This is a genomic window from Arthrobacter sp. IK3 (genome assembly GCF_051337705.1).
Lineage (GTDB): Bacteria > Actinomycetota > Actinomycetes > Actinomycetales > Micrococcaceae > Arthrobacter_B > Arthrobacter_B koreensis.
The window spans coordinates 273,308-288,754 of the sequence record NZ_JBPPSW010000001.1 but is presented as its reverse complement, the minus strand read 5'-3'; the positions used below and the strand labels follow the sequence as shown (position 1 = coordinate 288,754).

The following is a 15,447-nucleotide window of genomic DNA, read 5'->3' as shown; positions in this document are numbered from 1 at the left end:
TTGGCAGGGTCAAACTCTGGCATTGCGGCCCGCGCCCTGAACGGGCTGCGGCGCGCCGTCCTGGTTGGAGGCGGCCGGAACCAGCATTTCCATCAACGCAATCACTCTATCCTCGATCCGCCGCGGCGAGTCGTCCGTGAGGTTGGCCAGCATCCGGACCACGAATCGCATCAGGACGGGGATTGGCATGCCGGTGCGCAGCGCCAGCTTCATCACGGCGGGTTTGCCGATGAGGCCGGCGAAGACGCGGCCCAGGGTGAAGTGGCTGCCCCACTCGGACCGGACGCGTCCGGCGTAACCCTCCAGCGCGGCGTCGTACGCCGCCTCCGGTGCCAGGATTCCGGGGGTCCTGCGGGCCTGTTCGGCGGAGACGATGTAATCGGCCGCGAAGCGCGCGGACTCCATGGCGTAGGAAATGCCCTCACCGTTGAACGGGCTGACCATGCCGCCCGCATCGCCAAGCAGCAGCAGCCCGGGCGAATAGTGCGGGGTGCGGTTGAAACCCATCGGCAGGGCTGCGCCGCGGATCTCCCCCACCTGGTTTTCCGGGGTGAACCCCCATTCAGCGGGCATGCCGGCAGTCCAGTCGCGCAGGACCTGGCGGTAGTCGAGGCGGCCGAATTCCTTGGAGGAGTTCAGGATGCCCAGGCCGACGTTGGAGGTCCCGTCACCGACGCCGAAGACCCAGCCGTATCCCGGCAGCGGGTTGCCCGCGGCGTCGGGCAGTTCCAGCCAGCCTTCCATCCAGTCATCGTTGGTGCGCGGGGACGTGAAGTAGGTGCGCACGGCAACGCCCAGCGGACGGTCATCGCGCTTTTCGAGCCCTAGGCTCAGCGCCGTGCGGGTGGAGTTGCCGTCTGCGGCCAGCACGACGTCGGCGGTGAATTCCCGCACCTCGCCCGTTTTCCGGCCGTTTTCGTCAAGGACATTCGCGACGACGCCGCGTACCCGCCCGTCGTCGTTTCGGAGTGCTTCGGTGACGCTGTGGCGTTCAAGGATGCGGGCACCGGCAGCGCGGGCATGCTCCGCCAGTTCCTCGTCGAAGCCCAGGCGCGTGCGGACCAGGCCGTAGGAAGGGAAGTCATCCAGGTCCGGCCAGGGCAGTTCGATGGTGCGGCCGGCGGCAATCAGGCGGAGGCCTTTGTTGCGCCGCCAGCCGTCTGCCTCATGGTGCGGCAGGCCAAGGAGCTGAATTTCACGGACGGCACGCGGGGTGAGTCCGTCGCCGCACACCTTTTCGCGCGGGAAGGCCGTCTTCTCCAGGACCGTCACGTCGATCCCGGCCGAAGCCAGGTAATAGGCGGCGGTGGAGCCGGCCGGGCCGGCGCCGACGATGAGGACGCTCACGCTCCGGCTGCCTCCGCAGGCTTCACAGCGCGGTGAATGGCAACGATGCCGCCCGAAAGGTTGCGGTATGCGACGCTCCCCCAGCCCTCTGCGGCGATCCAGGCCGCCAGTTCATCCTGGTTCGGCCAGGCGCGGATCGACTCTGCGAGGTAGACATAGGCATCCGGGTTGGAGGCCACCTTGCGTGCGATCGGAGGCAGCGCGCGCATGAGGTATTCCGTGTACATGGTCCGCCACAACGGAACCACCGGCGAGGAGAACTCGGCAATGACCAGCTTGCCGCCGGGCTTGGTGACGCGGAGCATCTCTGCCAGCGCCTTCTTTGGCTCGTTGACGTTGCGCAGGCCGAAGGAAATGGTGGTGGCGTCGAAGGAGTTGTCCTCGAACGGCAGGTTGGTGGCGTCTCCGGCGACGAAGTCGATGTCCGGGCGGCGGCGCTTGCCCACCTTGAGCATGCCCAGGGAGAAATCGCAGGCAACAACAGAAACGCCTGCGTCGGCATAGGGCTCGCTGGAGGTACCGGTGCCGGCTGCGAGGTCCAGCACGCGGGATCCCGGACGGGCTCCGACGGCGTCGACCACCAGGCGCCGCCAGCGGCGGGTCTGGCCCATGGACAGAACATCGTTGACGATGTCGTACTTGGGGGCCACCTCGTCAAACATGGCAGCGACTTCATCGGGGCGTTTTTCCAAAGTTGCACGCTTCACCCGCTCATTGTCTCAAACAAAGCGCAGGCCGCCGAACCGGCTTGTACCGGTTGGTCATGGGCCACATACCCGTGTGTTCCTCAACGCTGCCTGCGCTTCGGGATATGGGGGTATCAGGGAGGCGGAGTAGGGTTGGAGGCATTATGACCACCCTGCGTTCCCTCACCATTGCCCTGGGCGTGCCGTCGGCCGCCATCGGGCTGCTTGAATACCTGGTCCGCAATGACCAGCTGTGCTGGATCCGCCACGGCGAAGGCCTGGTGGGATTCGGAGAAGTCCTGCGCCACACCTCCACGGGCCCGGACCGTTTCGACTCCGCCCGAAACTGGTGGAACGCCGTGCGCGCCGATGCGCAGGTGGACGACGAGGTGCAGGTTCCGGGAACCGGACTCGCAGCTTTCGGCTCCTTCGCATTCTCGAAGCGGTCCCCCTTCCTCTCCCGCGTCGTCGTGCCGGAAATCATCGTCGGTTCCCGCAACGGCACCGCCTGGGTTACGCAGACCACCCTGGACCCGGATGCAGTCCTGGACCGCGAGTCCGTGGCTACGGCCCTGGCAGGGTACCTCGAAGAGATTTCCGCTGACTCGCTGTCCCTCGGCAGCGACACCATCCTTCCCGGGATGCTCTCCGAATCCGAGTGGAAGAACGCCGTCGCACGGTCCGTGGCGCACATTGCCGCCGGCGAGCTGAGCAAGATCGTGCTGGCCCGGGATATCGTAGCGAGCCTCTCCGCTCCCATTGCGACGGCGCAGGTCCTGCGGGAACTGGCGCTGCGGTACCAGAGCTGCTGGACCTACTCCGTGGACGGGCTCATCGGCTCCACCCCGGAAATGCTGATCAAGGTGGAGGACGGGAAGGCCCGTGCCCGTGTCCTGGCCGGAACCCTGGACCGTGCCACTGCCCCGCTGGATGATCCGGACTATGCCAAGCGCGTCCTGGCCGGTTCAGAAAAGCAGCAGCACGAACACGCAATTGCCATCGATTCAGTGACCCGCCAGCTTGTACCCTTCACCTCCTCCATGACCTCGCACAGCGAACCGTTCGTCCTGGAGCTGCCCAACGTATGGCACCTCGCCTCGGACGTCACGGCCGAGCTTCGGAGCGAAGACGGCGCGGTGCCCAGCTCGCTGGACCTCGTCGAAGCCCTCCACCCCACCGCCGCCGTCTGCGGCTATCCCACCAGCGTGGCCGGGGAACTCATCAGTGAACTTGAACACATGGACCGGGGCCCCTATGCCGGTCCAGTCGGCTGGTTCGACGGCTCCGGCAACGGTGAATGGGGCATTGCGCTGCGCGGCGCCGTCATCGAAGACCCCCAGGCTGTCCGCCTGTTCGCGGGCTGCGGGATAGTTTCCGGTTCCAACCCCGCGGCGGAGCTGGAGGAAACCTGGTCCAAGTTCCGTCCCATGCTCGAAGCCCTCGGACTGGACCGTGCCCGGGTGCTCTCCGGCCAGCCTTCCTGAGCGGCGCGTACAATTTATTCCCGTAAGAGCGGCTTTCTGCCGCTCTTTTCCAGCCCCCACCGGAGCCGCACGCTCCGTTCCGACCTAAGGTTCTAAACCAATGCACCACAAAGCACGCAACGCCGTCGCCGCTGTTCTGGCCGTCGGTGCCCTCAGCCTCGCAGCCTGCGGCTCTGGGTCCGATTCAGCTGATGAGTCCGGACTGGGACTGGTCAATGACGGCACGCTGACTGTCTGCTCCAACCTGCCGTTCCAGCCCTTCGAGTATGTGGATGACAACGGCGAGTACGCCGGGTTCGATATGGACCTTTCGCGCGAAATCGCCTCCGGCATGGGCCTGGAGTGGGAACTGCAGAACGTGGGCTTCGACGGACTCCAGAGCGGCACCGTCCTGGCCGCCGGCCAGTGCGACATGATCGCCGCAGCGGTAACCATCACCCCGGAGCGCGAGGAAAAGCTCGCCTTCTCGGACCCGTACTATGACTCCCTGCAGTCACTGCTGGTTCCCGAGGGCTCCTCCGTGAAATCCCTGGAGGACCTGGCCGGCAAGAAGGTTGGCGTGCAGCAGGGCACCACCGGCGAGTCCTATGCCCGGGACAATGCCGGCGACGCCGAAATCATCTCCTACCAGTCCGACGCCGAACTGTTCCCGGCACTGCAGGCCGGCAACATCGACGCCGTCCTCCAGGACCTGCCCGTCAACCTGGACCACACGGACGGCGGTGCCTTCACCATCTCCGCCACGTACGAAACGGATGAAGTGTACGGCTTCGCCATGAAGAAGACCGGAAGCGAAGACCTGGTTGCTGCTGTCAACGCAGAGCTGGCAGAGCTGCGCAGCAACGGCAAGTACCAGGAAATCTACGACAAGTACTTCACCGAATAGCCCATCTGCTGCTGCACGACGGCGCCGGCCTGGTTCACAGGCCAGCGCCGTCTGCCGTAAAGGGCACGCCCCGCGTTGTGAGCTGCGGCACCCGAAACCTGATGGATGCGTACAATCGAGACTGCTTACCAACAATGTTCGGGACCGCCGGCGGTCCTGCCCGGCACCAAGAGAAGGTACCAATCCATGCCGTACAAAGCACGATCCTCCGTCCTGGCCGCTGCGGCACTGTCCGTCCTTGCCCTTTCCGCCTGCGGCGGCGGCAGTGACAGCGCGTCCGATTCCGGAATGAACCTGGTTTCCGAAGGGAAACTCACCGTCTGCTCAGACATTCCCTACCCGCCCTTCGAATACGAAGAAAACGGCGAGTACGTGGGCTTCGACATGGACCTCGTCAAGGAAATCGCCGCCGGCATGGGCCTGGAAGCTTCCATCCAGGACGTCGGTTTCGACGGCCTGCAGGGCGGCACCGTCCTGGCCGCCGGACAGTGCGACCTGGGCGCCAGCGCCATGACCATTACCGAGGAACGCCAGAAGAACCTGACGTTCTCCGACCCGTACTACGATTCGCTGCAGTCCATCCTGGTGCCCGAGGGCTCGGACATCACCGGCATCGAAGACCTCGCAGGCAAGAAGGTTGGAGTCCAGCAGGGCACCACCGGCGAGGCCTACGCCCGGGACAACGCCGCCGACGCCGAGATCATCTCCTACCCTTCGGACGCCGAGCTCTTCCCGGCCCTGCAGGCAGGGAATGTCGACGCCGTGCTGCAGGACCTCCCCGTGAACCTGGGCCACACCCAGGAGGGCGCCTTCACCATCGCCGCGAAGTTCGAGACGGACGAATCCTACGGTTTCGCCATGGCGAAGAACGCGAGCGAAGAACTCGTATCCGGCGTCAACGAACAGCTGGCCGCCCTGCGTGACAACGGCAAGTACCAGGAAATCTACGACAAGTACTTCACCGAATAACACTGACTGACCCACGGCCGTCCCTGGCACATCCCGCCAGGGACGGCCCTAAACTTCCGCGGAAGGCCTTTACTTGAAACCGTCCACCCGCAGACGCCTCACCCGGGGCATCCTGTACGCCGTCTTCGTCCTGGCAGTTGTTGCCGTCGTCCTGCTCGCCGACTGGCAGGCCATCGGCGTGAACTTCTTCGACCCGGAGGTGGCCCGCGCGGCCTTCCCGACCATCATCACGGTCGCCGTCAAGAACACCGTCGTCTACACGATCATCGCGTTCATCGGCGGCCTGATCCTGGGCCTGATCCTGGCCCTGATGAAGCTCTCACCGGTGGGTCCCTACCGGTGGGCCGCCACCGTGTACATCGAAATCTTCCGCGGCCTGCCCGCCCTGCTGGTGATCTTCGCAATGGCCTTCGCCGTCCCGATCGCCTTCTCCTGGCGTCCTCCGGGAGGCAACGCGGGAGCGGGCCTGATCGCCCTGATCATGGTGTCCGGCGCCTACATCGCCGAAACCATCCGTGCAGGCATCCAGGCCGTACCCGCCGGACAGACCGAAGCTGCCCGCTCGCTGGGCATGGGCCCGGCCTGGACCATGGTCTCCGTGACCCTGCCCCAGGCGTTCCGCATCATCACCCCGCCGCTGACCAATGAGCTGGTCATCCTGATCAAGGACACCTCGCTGCTGTTCATTGCCGGCATGGCAATGCAGGACCGGGAGCTGACTACCTTCGCGCGGGACTCCGTCTCGCAGAACGCCAACTCCACTCCCCTGGTGCTGGCCGCGATCATGTACCTGATCATCACCCTGCCGCTGACACAGCTGGTCGCCAAACTCGAACGCCACAACCAGAGAGGCCGGTAATCCAGCGTGAGCACACCTGTACCTACCCCGTCCGCAGGCACTCCCGCCATTGAAGTCCGGAACCTGCACAAGTCCTTCGGCGACAACGAGGTGCTCAAGGGCATCGACTTCCACGTCAACCAGGGCGAAGTCGTCTGCGTGATCGGCCCGTCCGGTTCAGGCAAGTCCACCCTGCTGCGCTGCGTGAACCGGCTCGAGGAACCCACCACGGGAACCATCCGCGTCGAGGGCACGGACATCACGGATCCGGAGACGGACCTGGACGCCGTCCGCACCCGGATTGGCATGGTGTTCCAGCAGTTCAACCTCTTCCCGCACCTGAACGTGCTGCAGAACCTGACCCTGGCCCAGCGCCGCGCCAAGAAGCGCGGCAAGGCCGAGGCCGAGGCGACGGCCATGAAGAACCTGGCGAAGGTTGGACTGGCGGACCGCGCCAAGGCCTTCCCGTCCCAGCTCTCCGGCGGACAGCAGCAGCGCGTGGCTATTGCCCGCGCCCTGTCCATGGACCCGGACATGATGCTCTTTGACGAGCCCACCTCGGCCCTGGACCCGGAACTGGTCGGTGATGTCCTGGAGGTCATGCGCCAGCTGGCCCAGGAAGGCATGACCATGATGGTGGTGACCCATGAGATGGGATTCGCCCGCGAGGTTGGCGACCGCGTGGTGTTTATGGACGGCGGCGTCGTCGTCGAACAGGGAGCACCGGAGGCCGTGCTGGGCAACCCGCAGCACGAACGGACCCGGTCCTTCCTTTCCAAGGTCCTCTAGTATTCAGCCCTAACGGCTGTGGCCTGCACCGTTTCCGGTGCAGGCCACAGCCGTTTTTGCCGCCCGCAGGCACGGGTGCGGCACCGGCGGCGTTAGACGGCGCTGCGCACTGCTGCCTGCACTCGGCAGTGCAGGTCACGCAGGCCTGTGCGGCCTGCCTGGACCTCGATCACGGACCGGCCGTGCACCGGTTCCTGCAGTGCTGCTTCCAGTTCCCCGGCAGTGCCTACCCGCAGGTGCCGCACGCCGTAGCCGGCCGCCAGAGCGCCCAGATCCGCCTGGTGCGGGGTGCCGAAGAAACGCTCGACGACGCCACGGTACTCCTCGCGTTCGCCGAGTTCGCCGTGCTCCAGCGTGGTGAAGATACCGCCGCCGGAGTCATTCAGCACCACCAGCTGCAGGTCCGGCTCTGCCTCGCCGTTCCCCAAAAGCAGGCCGCCGGCGTCATGCAGGAAGGTGAGGTCGCCGAGCAGCAGGCGGGTGGGAATTCCGTTGGCCAGCGCGATGCCCGAGGCAGTGGAGATGGTTCCGTCGATACCGGCCAGCCCGCGGTTGGCGTATACATCAAGCGGGTGCCAGCTGCCTGCCGCGACCAGGTCCACGTCGCGGATGGTGTTGGAGGATCCAAGCACCAGGTTGGCATCGGAGTTATCCCACACCAGGCCCGCAACGCGGAGTCCGCTGAGCTGTTCCTCCGCTGCCAGCAGCTCGTGGATGGCGGCGGCCGCTGCGTGTGAGGCCCGCTGCCATTCTTCGAGCCAGCCCGGCGCTCCCCGTCCGGCGAAGGCCAGCAGGGAGGCGAGGTCCGAAACGATGGTCTCCGGCCGTTTGCCGGGCGTAAACCAGTTCACCGGCCGCGGCACGTAGAGCGCCTTTTTCACGTCCGGCCGGGCCAGCAGGGCGGAGACCGGACGGGAGAGCGTGGGCCTTCCGAAGACGACCACCCGTTCTATCTCCGCACCGAGGTCCTGCAGAAGCAGCCGGTAGGCGGTTATGGAGTTGGGGCCGAACCGGGCGTTCGAGGACGGCTCCGCCAGCAGCGGCAGGCCGGCACGGCGGGCAAAGATGGCTGCCGTCTCCCCGGCGCCGTCCCCGGCGATGACCACCGTGCGGTGCGTGCCGCCCAGTTCCGCGAGCGCTCCGGGTGCCTCCTCGAATCCGGCCGGCTGCAGCTCCTCGAAGCCAGCCTGCCGTGTGCCGCCCAGCGCGTCCGCTTCCGTGGGAACCAGCGGATCCCGAAACTGCAGGTTGATGTGGACCGGGCCGGTGGGCGCGGCTCCGCCGAGTTTCGCAAAGGCCGCGGCAATGGGTCCGGCCGGGTCCATGCCGGCTTCAACGTCCGCGGCAGCGGCCGGGAACCGGCCGAAGATCCCGTCCTGCACCGTGGTCTGGTTCGCACCGGTCCCGTGCAGTTCCGCAGGACGGTCCGCGGAAAGCACCACGAGCGGAACTCCGGCATGGTGGGCTTCCATGACAGCCGGAACCAGCTCGCCAACGGCGGTTCCCGACGTCGTTACCACTGCAGCCGGGCGCGCGCCTCCCCGGGCGAGCCCGAGGGCGGTGAAACCCGCAACCCGTTCGTCGATGCGCACGTGCACGTGGACCTGTCCCTGCGCCTGGGCTTCGGCCAGCGCATAGGCGAGGGGTGCGCTGCGGGACCCGGGCGCGAGGACCACATCCCGCACGCCGGTCCAGGCGAGGGCCGCGATGGCCGAGCGCGCCGCCTGCAGGGAACTGAGGGCGCTGCCTTCGGCGGCGGACGGCTGGCTGGAGGATAGGGAGGATCCGGTCACCCCTCCATACTGTCACTTCATCCTCCCCGGCCCGCCCGTTCCGACGCTTTAGCGGCGGGCTCCGGCGCACATCGGCGGTCCGCGGTCCGGATCGCTGTTAGGAAGTCCGGGACGCCAGCTGAGCGTGCACGCGCGCGAGCCGGTCCAGCCACCACTGCTGCCGCTCCGGAGCGGCAGCGTAACGTTCCAGGAGTTCCTCCGAGACCGGCACCTCCCGCACCGCCAGCGCACCGCCGTCGGGCAGGAGGGGTTCACCCGTGACGTCCCCCTCCATCAGGGACAGCGTCCCAAGCCCGCAGGCATAGGGCAGGTCCGGCAGGCTGGCGGCCAGCGCCACCCCGGCCCGGATACCCACGGACGTGTCGAGTGCGGAACTGACGACGGCGGGAAGCCCGGCAGCTGCCACCACGCTGAGGGCACGGCGCACGCCCCCGAGCGGCGCGGCCTTCACGATGATCACGTCCGCTGCGTCCTCCCGCGCCACCAGCAGGGGATCAGTTTCCCTGCGGACACTTTCGTCCGCCGCGATCAGCACCGGAATGCCGCGGCGCTGCAGTTCCAGGCGTACGGCGCGGAGACCGGGGATGCCGGCAACGGGCTGCTCGGCGTACTCGAGCCCCGCATCGGCCAGTGCTTCCAGGGCGTCGACGGCGGTGGCTTCGTCCCAGCCGCCGTTGGCATCAACCCTGATTCCGGCATGCGGCAGCAGCCTGCGCACCTCGGCCACGCGGGCCAGGTCCTCGGCGACGCTCTGCCCGCGTTCTGCCACCTTGACCTTCACCGCAGGGACCTCACCGAAACGGGACAGGACCTTTTCGACGTGCTCCACGCCCACGGCCGGAACAGTGCCGTTGACGGGTACCGAAGTGCGCACCGGTTCCGGGTAGCCCTCCCAGGCAGCCTCGATGCCCGCTGCCAGCCAGGAGGCTGCCTCCGGGTCCCCGTATTCGGGGAAAGGCGAAAACTCGCCCCAACCGGCCGGGCCGCGGAAAACCAGCGCTTCGCGGTGCAGGATACCGCGGAATTTCACCCGCATGGGCAGGGTGACCACGCGGGCGTTTGCCTGCAGGTCGGACAGGGACGGGCGTGTGTTCTCCACCCGGCCAGCCTACCGCGCGGGCTCACAGGAAACCTGCACCGAGGTATGGCACGCTGGAGGGGATGGATACGCGCAACCTCCTGAACAAACGGCGGCCCACCCGGCGCCAGGCCGGACATAACCCCGCCCTTTTCCTTTTCGCGGCGCTGCTGGCGGCCGCGGGGGCGGCGGTCACGTACTTTGGGTTCGTACGGACCACCACGGGCCAGCTGGCTGATGAGTCGGCATGGCGCGAGGCGGAGCTGGTGGATCCTGGAACCCGGCTCCCCGCGCTTCAGTTCCTGGACAACCTGCCGCTGGCCTCGGTGTTCATCGCCCTGGCCGTCATCATTGCCGTAACCCTGTACCGGAAACGCTTCTCCCCCGCCGTCATCGCCATTGCCACCATGGCCGGCGCGAACCTGGTCACGCAGCTGCTGAAGAACCTGCTGCTGGACCGGCCGGACCGCGGCGTCATCACCCTGGACTTCAATTCCCTGCCATCGGGCCACACCACCATGGCGGCTTCGGCGATGGCCGCGGTGTTCCTGGTGTCCTCACCGCGCTGGCGGCCCGCTGTGGCAGTCCTGGGCGGCACCTACGCGGTGCTGGCCGGTTCGGCCACGTTCTTCAATCTCTGGCACCGGCCCGCGGACGTGGTTGCCGCCTTCTTCGTGGTCTCGGCCTGCACCCTGGCAGGCGGTCTCATCATGATGCGCACCAACCGCGGCTGGAACACCCTTCCGGCGGGCAGCCGGGGCGCAGCCGGAGGCCTGCTGACCGGCCTCTGCGCCGCAGCCGGGCTAGTGGCGCTGGCCTTCTCCGGGGCCGTCTACGCCTATGCGCGCTGGGGCGGAGGAGTGGCCGGCCTCGATGGGCGTCCGCTGTACTTCTGGTGCGGGCTCGCACTCATCGTCGGCGTGGGATACGTGCTGGCTGCCCTGGGCTCCTGGCTGTTCACCCAGCAGGCCGGAGACCGCTAGGGGCCGATCCGGCGCCCTTTCGGTACGAACTTCCAGAGGACCGCCGCCCCGGCCAGCCCCATGAGGGCAGTCGCCGCGATTCCGGCCGGGAGGGACACCGCTGCAGTCACGGCGGAGAGCAGTCCCGGGCCGCTGAGGATTCCGATGTCCGAGAGCAGCCGCCAGAGACCCAGGAACTGGGGGCGGCCCGGCTGCGGAGAGAAATCCGCCCCCAGCGTCATGACGATCCCGGAGCCGATTCCGTTGCCGAACCCGATCAGCAGCGCGGCCAGCAGCAGCTGGAGCGGCGTGGAGGTCAGCGGCAGCAGGCCAAGCCCGGCCGCCATGAACAGCATGCACGGCACGGCTACGGCACGGCGGCCCCGCAGGTCCATGACCCGTCCCGCCGGGTAGAAAATGAGCATGTCAATGCCCGCGGAGATGCCGTAGATCAGCGCTGTCTGGGCGGGATCTATCCCCAGGTGCTGGGCCCAGAGCGGGATCACGGCCTGCCGGGTGGCCCGCACCGCGGCAATCAGGAGCACCCCAATACCCACCGTGCCGAAGACCCGCGAATGGCTGCGGAGGATTGAGCCAATGGTGGGAGCGGCCACGGCTTCCACCGTGTCCTCCGGTTCCCCGTTCCGCTTCCCCGCGCGGGGCGTCCGGACACTGAGGTCCGGGACGGTGAGGCTCAGCAGGCCGGCAGCGAAGGCGGCCGCGGCGCCCACCCAGTAGGCGCCCGGCGTCCCGGCGAAGGACATCACACCGGCAGCGGCAAACGGGCCGATGAATACGCCGATGCGGTTTGACCCGCCCAGGGTTGAAAGCGCCCGCGCCCGGAAATGCAGGGGCACGGCTTCCGTGACGTAGCTTTGCCGCGCCAGCCCAAACACGGCACCGGCCATGCCCACCATGAAGACGGCGAGGGCAAAGACCCCCAGCACCGGCACGGATGCCGCCAGCACCATGGCCAGCGCGCACCAGGCGGAGGCCCCCACGAGGGCCCACTTTTCCCCGAAGCGGGTGGTGACCAGTGTGGCCGGAACGTTGGTGAGCAAGGACCCGATGCCGGTCAGCGTGACGATCGCGGCGGCGAGGGCAACGGTGGCACCGAGGTCACGGGCGGTCAGCGCAATGACAGGGAGGATCGCCCCAATGGCCGTCCCGTACAGCACGGTGGGCCCAAAGGCAGGGACTGCGATGCTCCGCAGGCTGAAGGTATCTATTGCTTCAGCCACTTCCAGCGCGCCAGGGTGCGCAGCCGGGTCAGCAGCGCCCGGGACTGCTCCGGGCCGTAGGGAAGGATCGGAATGGCCTTGGTCATGTCTGTGGAGGCCTGGTCCATGGCACTGCGCGTCACGGCGACGGCGGTGCGCATCTTGTTCATCTGGGTGGTCACGAAGTCCATGTCCACGGGCTTGCCGTGTCCGGGCACCACCGTGCCGTACAGGTCTTCCAGTGCGGCGATCTTCCCCAGCGTCCGGATCCATTCCTTGGGATATGAGTCGCCGAAGTTCGGGTCGGCGCCCTGCTCCACCAGGTCACCGGCAAAAAGCACGTCCCCTGCGCCCACCAGCAGGTCATGGTCGGTGTGCCCGCGGCCCAGGTGGAACAGCGTCACGGATATGCCGCCCAGGTCCAGGTCCACGGGGGCGCCGTCAACGAGCTTCCCGGGTGCCGCAACCGCGGTCCCCGGCCCGGTTCCCGCGGCCATGTCCGGCTCGACGGCGGCGACCGAGGCCCGCTGTTCCTCACCCGTAGCGGCGATCGTCCGGGCGCAGTCGCTGGTTGCCCAGATGTCCTCAACGCCGTTCTCCAGCAGGTAGGCGTTGCCGAAGAAGTGGTCGAAGTGCGCGTGGGTATTGACGGCGGTCACCGGCAGGTCGGTCAGCTTCCGGATGCCGTCCAGCAGCGCTTTCGCCTGGACTGGACCGGCACCGGTGTCCACCAGCAGAGCCCGTTCCTGCCCGATGACCAGGCCGGAGTTCATTCCCCAGCCCGGGCTGGACCGCACGTAGGTGTGCGGCGCCAGCTCCTGCCAGTCGCCGGCGGTCTGCGGGTGGGTCTCGGTCATGGCATCCGTCCTTCGGGTATCTGCGCTAACCAACCTACCGTGTGCCGGCGGTTACAGGTCAGCCAGGACGCTGCCCGGGTTCTCTATTGCGTCCGCGACGTAACGGAGGAATCCGCCTGCCGTGCCGCCGTCGCACACCCGGTGGTCGAAGACCAGGGTCAGCTCGGTCATTTTGCGAACGGCCAGCTGCCCGTCCACAACCCAGGGCTTGTCGATGATGCGGCCGATTCCCAGGATCGCCGACTCCGGGTAGTTGATGATTGCGGCGCTGCCGTCCACACCGAAGACGCCGTAGTTGTTCAGCGTGAAGGTTCCGCTGGTCAGTTCGGCCGGGGTGGCGGCACCGGATCGGGCCGACGCCGTCAGCCGCCGGATCTCCGCGTCCAGTTCCCTGGCGCTGAGCTTTTCGGCGTGCCGGATGGAGGGGACCATCAGCCCGCGGTCGGTCTGCGCGGCGAAGCCCAGGTTGACGCCGTCGAACGCCACCAGCTCAGCGTCCGGGCCGGCACCTGCCACGTAGCGGGTATTCAGTTCCGGGAACCGGCGCAGGCCGGCAAGCGTAAACCGGGCCAGGAAAGCCATCAGGCCGGGAGTGTTCTCCGGGGCCCGGCGCTTAAGGTCGGCACGCAGTTCCAGCAGCGCAGTGGCATCCACGTCCACCCAGACGGTGGCTTCCGGGATTTCGCTGCGGCTGGCGCTGAGGTTCGCCGCCACTGTGCGGCGCAGTCCCTTCACCGGGGTGCGGGACGTGACGGCCAGGCCGGAGCGGGGATCCGTGTCGCCCGCGGCCGGAGCCGCCGGCGAAGCCGGCACGGGCGCAGTTGCCGGGGCAGGCGCGGAACCGCCGCTGATGGCCAGTTCAACATCGCGGCGCAGGATCAGGCCGTCACGGCCGGTGCCGTGCACGGAACGCAGCGCGATCCCGGATTCGCGGGCCAGCCGGCGGACCAGCGGCGAGATGCACCGGGGAGCTTCGAGCGTGGCGGGAGCCGGGGCGGCAACTGCGGCTGCTGCAGCCGGTGCCGATGCCGGAGCTGGAGCGGCCGGGGCGGGTGCCGGGCGGCGCGGCGCCCGGGTGCGGCGGTTGGTGCCATGTCCTCCCGGAGTCCCGTAGCCAATGAGCACGTTGCCCGAACCCGCGCGTTCCTCCTGCCGGTAGGCTTCCCCGGCAGGATCCGGGTCAGCCGGCGCAGCTGGTGCGGTCTCACCGGGCGCCGGAGCATCCGCCGTCGTGCGCACCGAGATCAGCGGCTTGCCGACGTCGATGCTCTCCCCCGCAGCGCCGTGCAGGGTCTCCACGACGCCCGCGAAGGGTGAGGGAACCTCCACCAGCGACTTGGCGGTCTCAACCTCGGCGACAGGCTGGTCCACCGCAATGGTGTCCCCTTCGGCAACGAGCCAGTTCACCAGTTCCGCGTCGGTCAGGCCTTCGCCCAGGTCCGGGAGCAGGAAAGTACGCACGCTCACTTGTCCTCCCACTGCAGTTCGTCAACGGTGTCCAGGATCCGGTCCACGCCGGGCAGGAAGAAGTGCTCCAGTTTCGGAGCCGGGTACGGGATGTCGAAGCCGGTGACGCGCAGCACGGGGGCCGCTAGGGAGTGGAAGCAGCGCTCCTGCACACGGGCCACGATTTCGGAGGCGACGGACGCGAAGCCGGGGGCTTCGGAGATGACGACGGCGCGGCCGGTCTTGCGCACGGAAGCGCACACCGTCTCATCGTCGAAGGGGACGATGCTGCGGACATCGATGACCTCCAGGCTGCGGCCCTCGGCAGCGGCGGCTTCCGCGGCGGACAGCGCCGTTGAAACGGACGGCCCGTAGGCGATCAGCGTGGCGTCGGTGCCTTCGCGGGCTACGACGGCCCTGCCTATCGCGGCCTCGGCTTCCGCTGCACTGTCCTCGACGTGTGCGCTGTCCTCGAAGGGGGCGCGCAGCGCTGCGAGGTCAACGTCCTCCTTGGTCCAGTAGAGCTTCTTGGGTTCCAGGAAGACCACCGGGTCCGGGAAGCGGATGGCTTCACGCAGCATGGTGTAGGCGTCCGCGACGGTGGCCGGGGCCAGGACGGTCAGGCCTGGAGTGTGGGCGTAGTAGGACTCTGAGGAGTCGCAGTGGTGCTCCACTCCGCCAATTCCGCCGGCGTACGGAATGCGGATGACGAGGGGCAGCTTGACCTTGCCCCGGGTGCGGTTGGACATCTTGGCAACGTGGCTGACCACCTGCTCAAAGGCGGGGTAGGCGAACGCGTCGAACTGCATCTCCACCACCGGGCGGATGCCGTTCATGGCCATGCCCACGGCCATGCCCATGATGCCCGATTCGGCCAGCGGCGTATCGAAGCAGCGTTCCTCGCCGAAGCGTTCGGTCAGGCCGTCGGTGATGCGGAAAACGCCGCCGAGCGGGCCAACGTCCTCACCGAACATCACCACGGTTGAATCCGCAGCCATTTCGTCTGCCAGGGCGGTGTTGAGGGCCTTCGCGAAGGTCAGGCTGACGCGGGTGTCTTCGGGCGCAGGCGCCTGTGCTGTGACTGTCATTGGT

Annotated in this window: 14 protein-coding genes; 6 read left to right on the top strand and 8 right to left on the bottom strand. The window is 67.6% G+C overall.

The genetic code is table 11. The annotated features are described in order from the left end of the window. Positions 1 to 9: 9 nt before the first annotated feature. Positions 10 to 1,347: a geranylgeranyl reductase family protein gene (locus ACSLGO_RS01370; protein WP_091602302.1), complete on the bottom strand. Its 1,338-nt coding sequence runs from the start codon at positions 1,345 to 1,347 to the stop codon at positions 10 to 12. Further along, positions 1,344 to 2,054: a demethylmenaquinone methyltransferase gene (locus ACSLGO_RS01365; protein WP_436399748.1), complete on the bottom strand. Its 711-nt coding sequence runs from the start codon at positions 2,052 to 2,054 to the stop codon at positions 1,344 to 1,346. The genes ACSLGO_RS01370 and ACSLGO_RS01365 overlap by 4 nt, the downstream gene beginning before the upstream one ends. Positions 2,055 to 2,194: 140 nt before the next feature. On the opposite strand from ACSLGO_RS01365, the gene ACSLGO_RS01360 reads away from it, so the two are divergent. The 5 genes from ACSLGO_RS01360 to ACSLGO_RS01340 all read left to right on the top strand — a co-directional run bounded on the left by ACSLGO_RS01360 (position 2,195) and on the right by ACSLGO_RS01340 (position 6,999). Then, positions 2,195 to 3,517 carry an isochorismate synthase gene (locus ACSLGO_RS01360; RefSeq protein WP_436399820.1) on the top strand — a complete coding sequence of 441 codons (1,323 nt, stop codon included), beginning with the start codon at positions 2,195 to 2,197 and terminating at the stop codon, positions 3,515 to 3,517. Between the two features lie 100 nt (positions 3,518 to 3,617). Then, positions 3,618 to 4,403 (top strand): basic amino acid ABC transporter substrate-binding protein, encoded by a 786-nt coding sequence (locus ACSLGO_RS01355; protein WP_277665216.1) that lies wholly within the window; start codon positions 3,618 to 3,620, stop codon positions 4,401 to 4,403. A 186-nt stretch (positions 4,404 to 4,589) separates the two neighbouring features. Next, positions 4,590 to 5,372 (top strand): basic amino acid ABC transporter substrate-binding protein, encoded by a 783-nt coding sequence (locus ACSLGO_RS01350; protein ID WP_386885339.1) that lies wholly within the window; start codon positions 4,590 to 4,592, stop codon positions 5,370 to 5,372. Positions 5,373 to 5,445: 73 nt separating this feature from the next. Next, complete coding sequence (locus ACSLGO_RS01345; protein WP_091602290.1) at positions 5,446 to 6,231, top strand: amino acid ABC transporter permease; 786 nt, start codon at positions 5,446 to 5,448, stop codon at positions 6,229 to 6,231. A gap of 6 nt (positions 6,232 to 6,237) precedes the next feature. Beyond that, a complete protein-coding gene (locus tag ACSLGO_RS01340) occupies positions 6,238 to 6,999 on the top strand; it encodes an amino acid ABC transporter ATP-binding protein (protein WP_277665215.1) in 762 nt (253 codons plus the stop codon). A gap of 92 nt (positions 7,000 to 7,091) precedes the next feature. Here the strand turns inward: ACSLGO_RS01340 and menD are convergent, their stop codons facing one another. Continuing rightward, a complete protein-coding gene (gene menD, locus ACSLGO_RS01335) occupies positions 7,092 to 8,792 on the bottom strand; it encodes a 2-succinyl-5-enolpyruvyl-6-hydroxy-3-cyclohexene-1-carboxylic-acid synthase (RefSeq protein ID WP_436399747.1) in 1,701 nt (566 codons plus the stop codon). Positions 8,793 to 8,889: 97 nt separating this feature from the next. Then, positions 8,890 to 9,891 carry an o-succinylbenzoate synthase gene (locus tag ACSLGO_RS01330; protein WP_436399746.1) on the bottom strand — a complete coding sequence of 334 codons (1,002 nt, stop codon included), beginning with the start codon at positions 9,889 to 9,891 and terminating at the stop codon, positions 8,890 to 8,892. Positions 9,892 to 9,953: 62 nt separating this feature from the next. On the opposite strand from ACSLGO_RS01330, the gene ACSLGO_RS01325 reads away from it, so the two are divergent. Beyond that, the gene (locus tag ACSLGO_RS01325) at positions 9,954 to 10,853 is read left to right on the top strand and encodes a phosphatase PAP2 family protein (protein ID WP_436399745.1); all 900 of its coding nucleotides are present in this window, start codon (positions 9,954 to 9,956) and stop codon (positions 10,851 to 10,853) included. On the opposite strand, the gene ACSLGO_RS01320 is transcribed toward ACSLGO_RS01325, so the two are convergent. The 4 genes from ACSLGO_RS01320 to ACSLGO_RS01305 are packed head-to-tail and all read right to left on the bottom strand — an operon-like array spanning position 10,850 to position 15,443. Next, positions 10,850 to 12,079: an MFS transporter gene (locus tag ACSLGO_RS01320; protein ID WP_436399819.1), complete on the bottom strand. Its 1,230-nt coding sequence runs from the start codon at positions 12,077 to 12,079 to the stop codon at positions 10,850 to 10,852. The genes ACSLGO_RS01325 and ACSLGO_RS01320 overlap by 4 nt on opposite strands. Continuing rightward, on the bottom strand, positions 12,058 to 12,909 hold the full coding sequence (locus tag ACSLGO_RS01315) for an MBL fold metallo-hydrolase (protein ID WP_436399744.1): 852 nt from the start codon (positions 12,907 to 12,909) through the stop codon (positions 12,058 to 12,060). The genes ACSLGO_RS01320 and ACSLGO_RS01315 overlap by 22 nt, the downstream gene beginning before the upstream one ends. Before the next feature lie 51 nt (positions 12,910 to 12,960). After that, a complete protein-coding gene (locus tag ACSLGO_RS01310) occupies positions 12,961 to 14,376 on the bottom strand; it encodes a dihydrolipoamide acetyltransferase family protein (protein WP_436399743.1) in 1,416 nt (471 codons plus the stop codon). Further along, entirely contained in the window at positions 14,373 to 15,443 is a 1,071-nt protein-coding gene (locus ACSLGO_RS01305) for an alpha-ketoacid dehydrogenase subunit beta (RefSeq protein WP_263127578.1), read from the bottom strand. The genes ACSLGO_RS01310 and ACSLGO_RS01305 overlap by 4 nt, the downstream gene beginning before the upstream one ends. Positions 15,444 to 15,447: the final 4 nt, after the last annotated feature.

Bases quoted from the DNA above. Each gene is read 5' to 3' on its own strand.
- ACSLGO_RS01355 (WP_277665216.1), top strand. From the start codon at position 3,618: ATGCACCACAAAGCACGCAACGCCGTCGCCGCTGTTCTGGCCGTCGGT.
- ACSLGO_RS01350 (WP_386885339.1), top strand. From the start codon at position 4,590: ATGCCGTACAAAGCACGATCCTCCGTCCTGGCCGCTGCGGCACTGTCC.
- ACSLGO_RS01325 (WP_436399745.1), top strand. From the start codon at position 9,954: ATGGATACGCGCAACCTCCTGAACAAACGGCGGCCCACCCGGCGCCAG.
- ACSLGO_RS01315 (WP_436399744.1), bottom strand. From the start codon at position 12,909: ATGACCGAGACCCACCCGCAGACCGCCGGCGACTGGCAGGAGCTGGCG.
- ACSLGO_RS01305 (WP_263127578.1), bottom strand. From the start codon at position 15,443: ATGACAGTCACAGCACAGGCGCCTGCGCCCGAAGACACCCGCGTCAGC.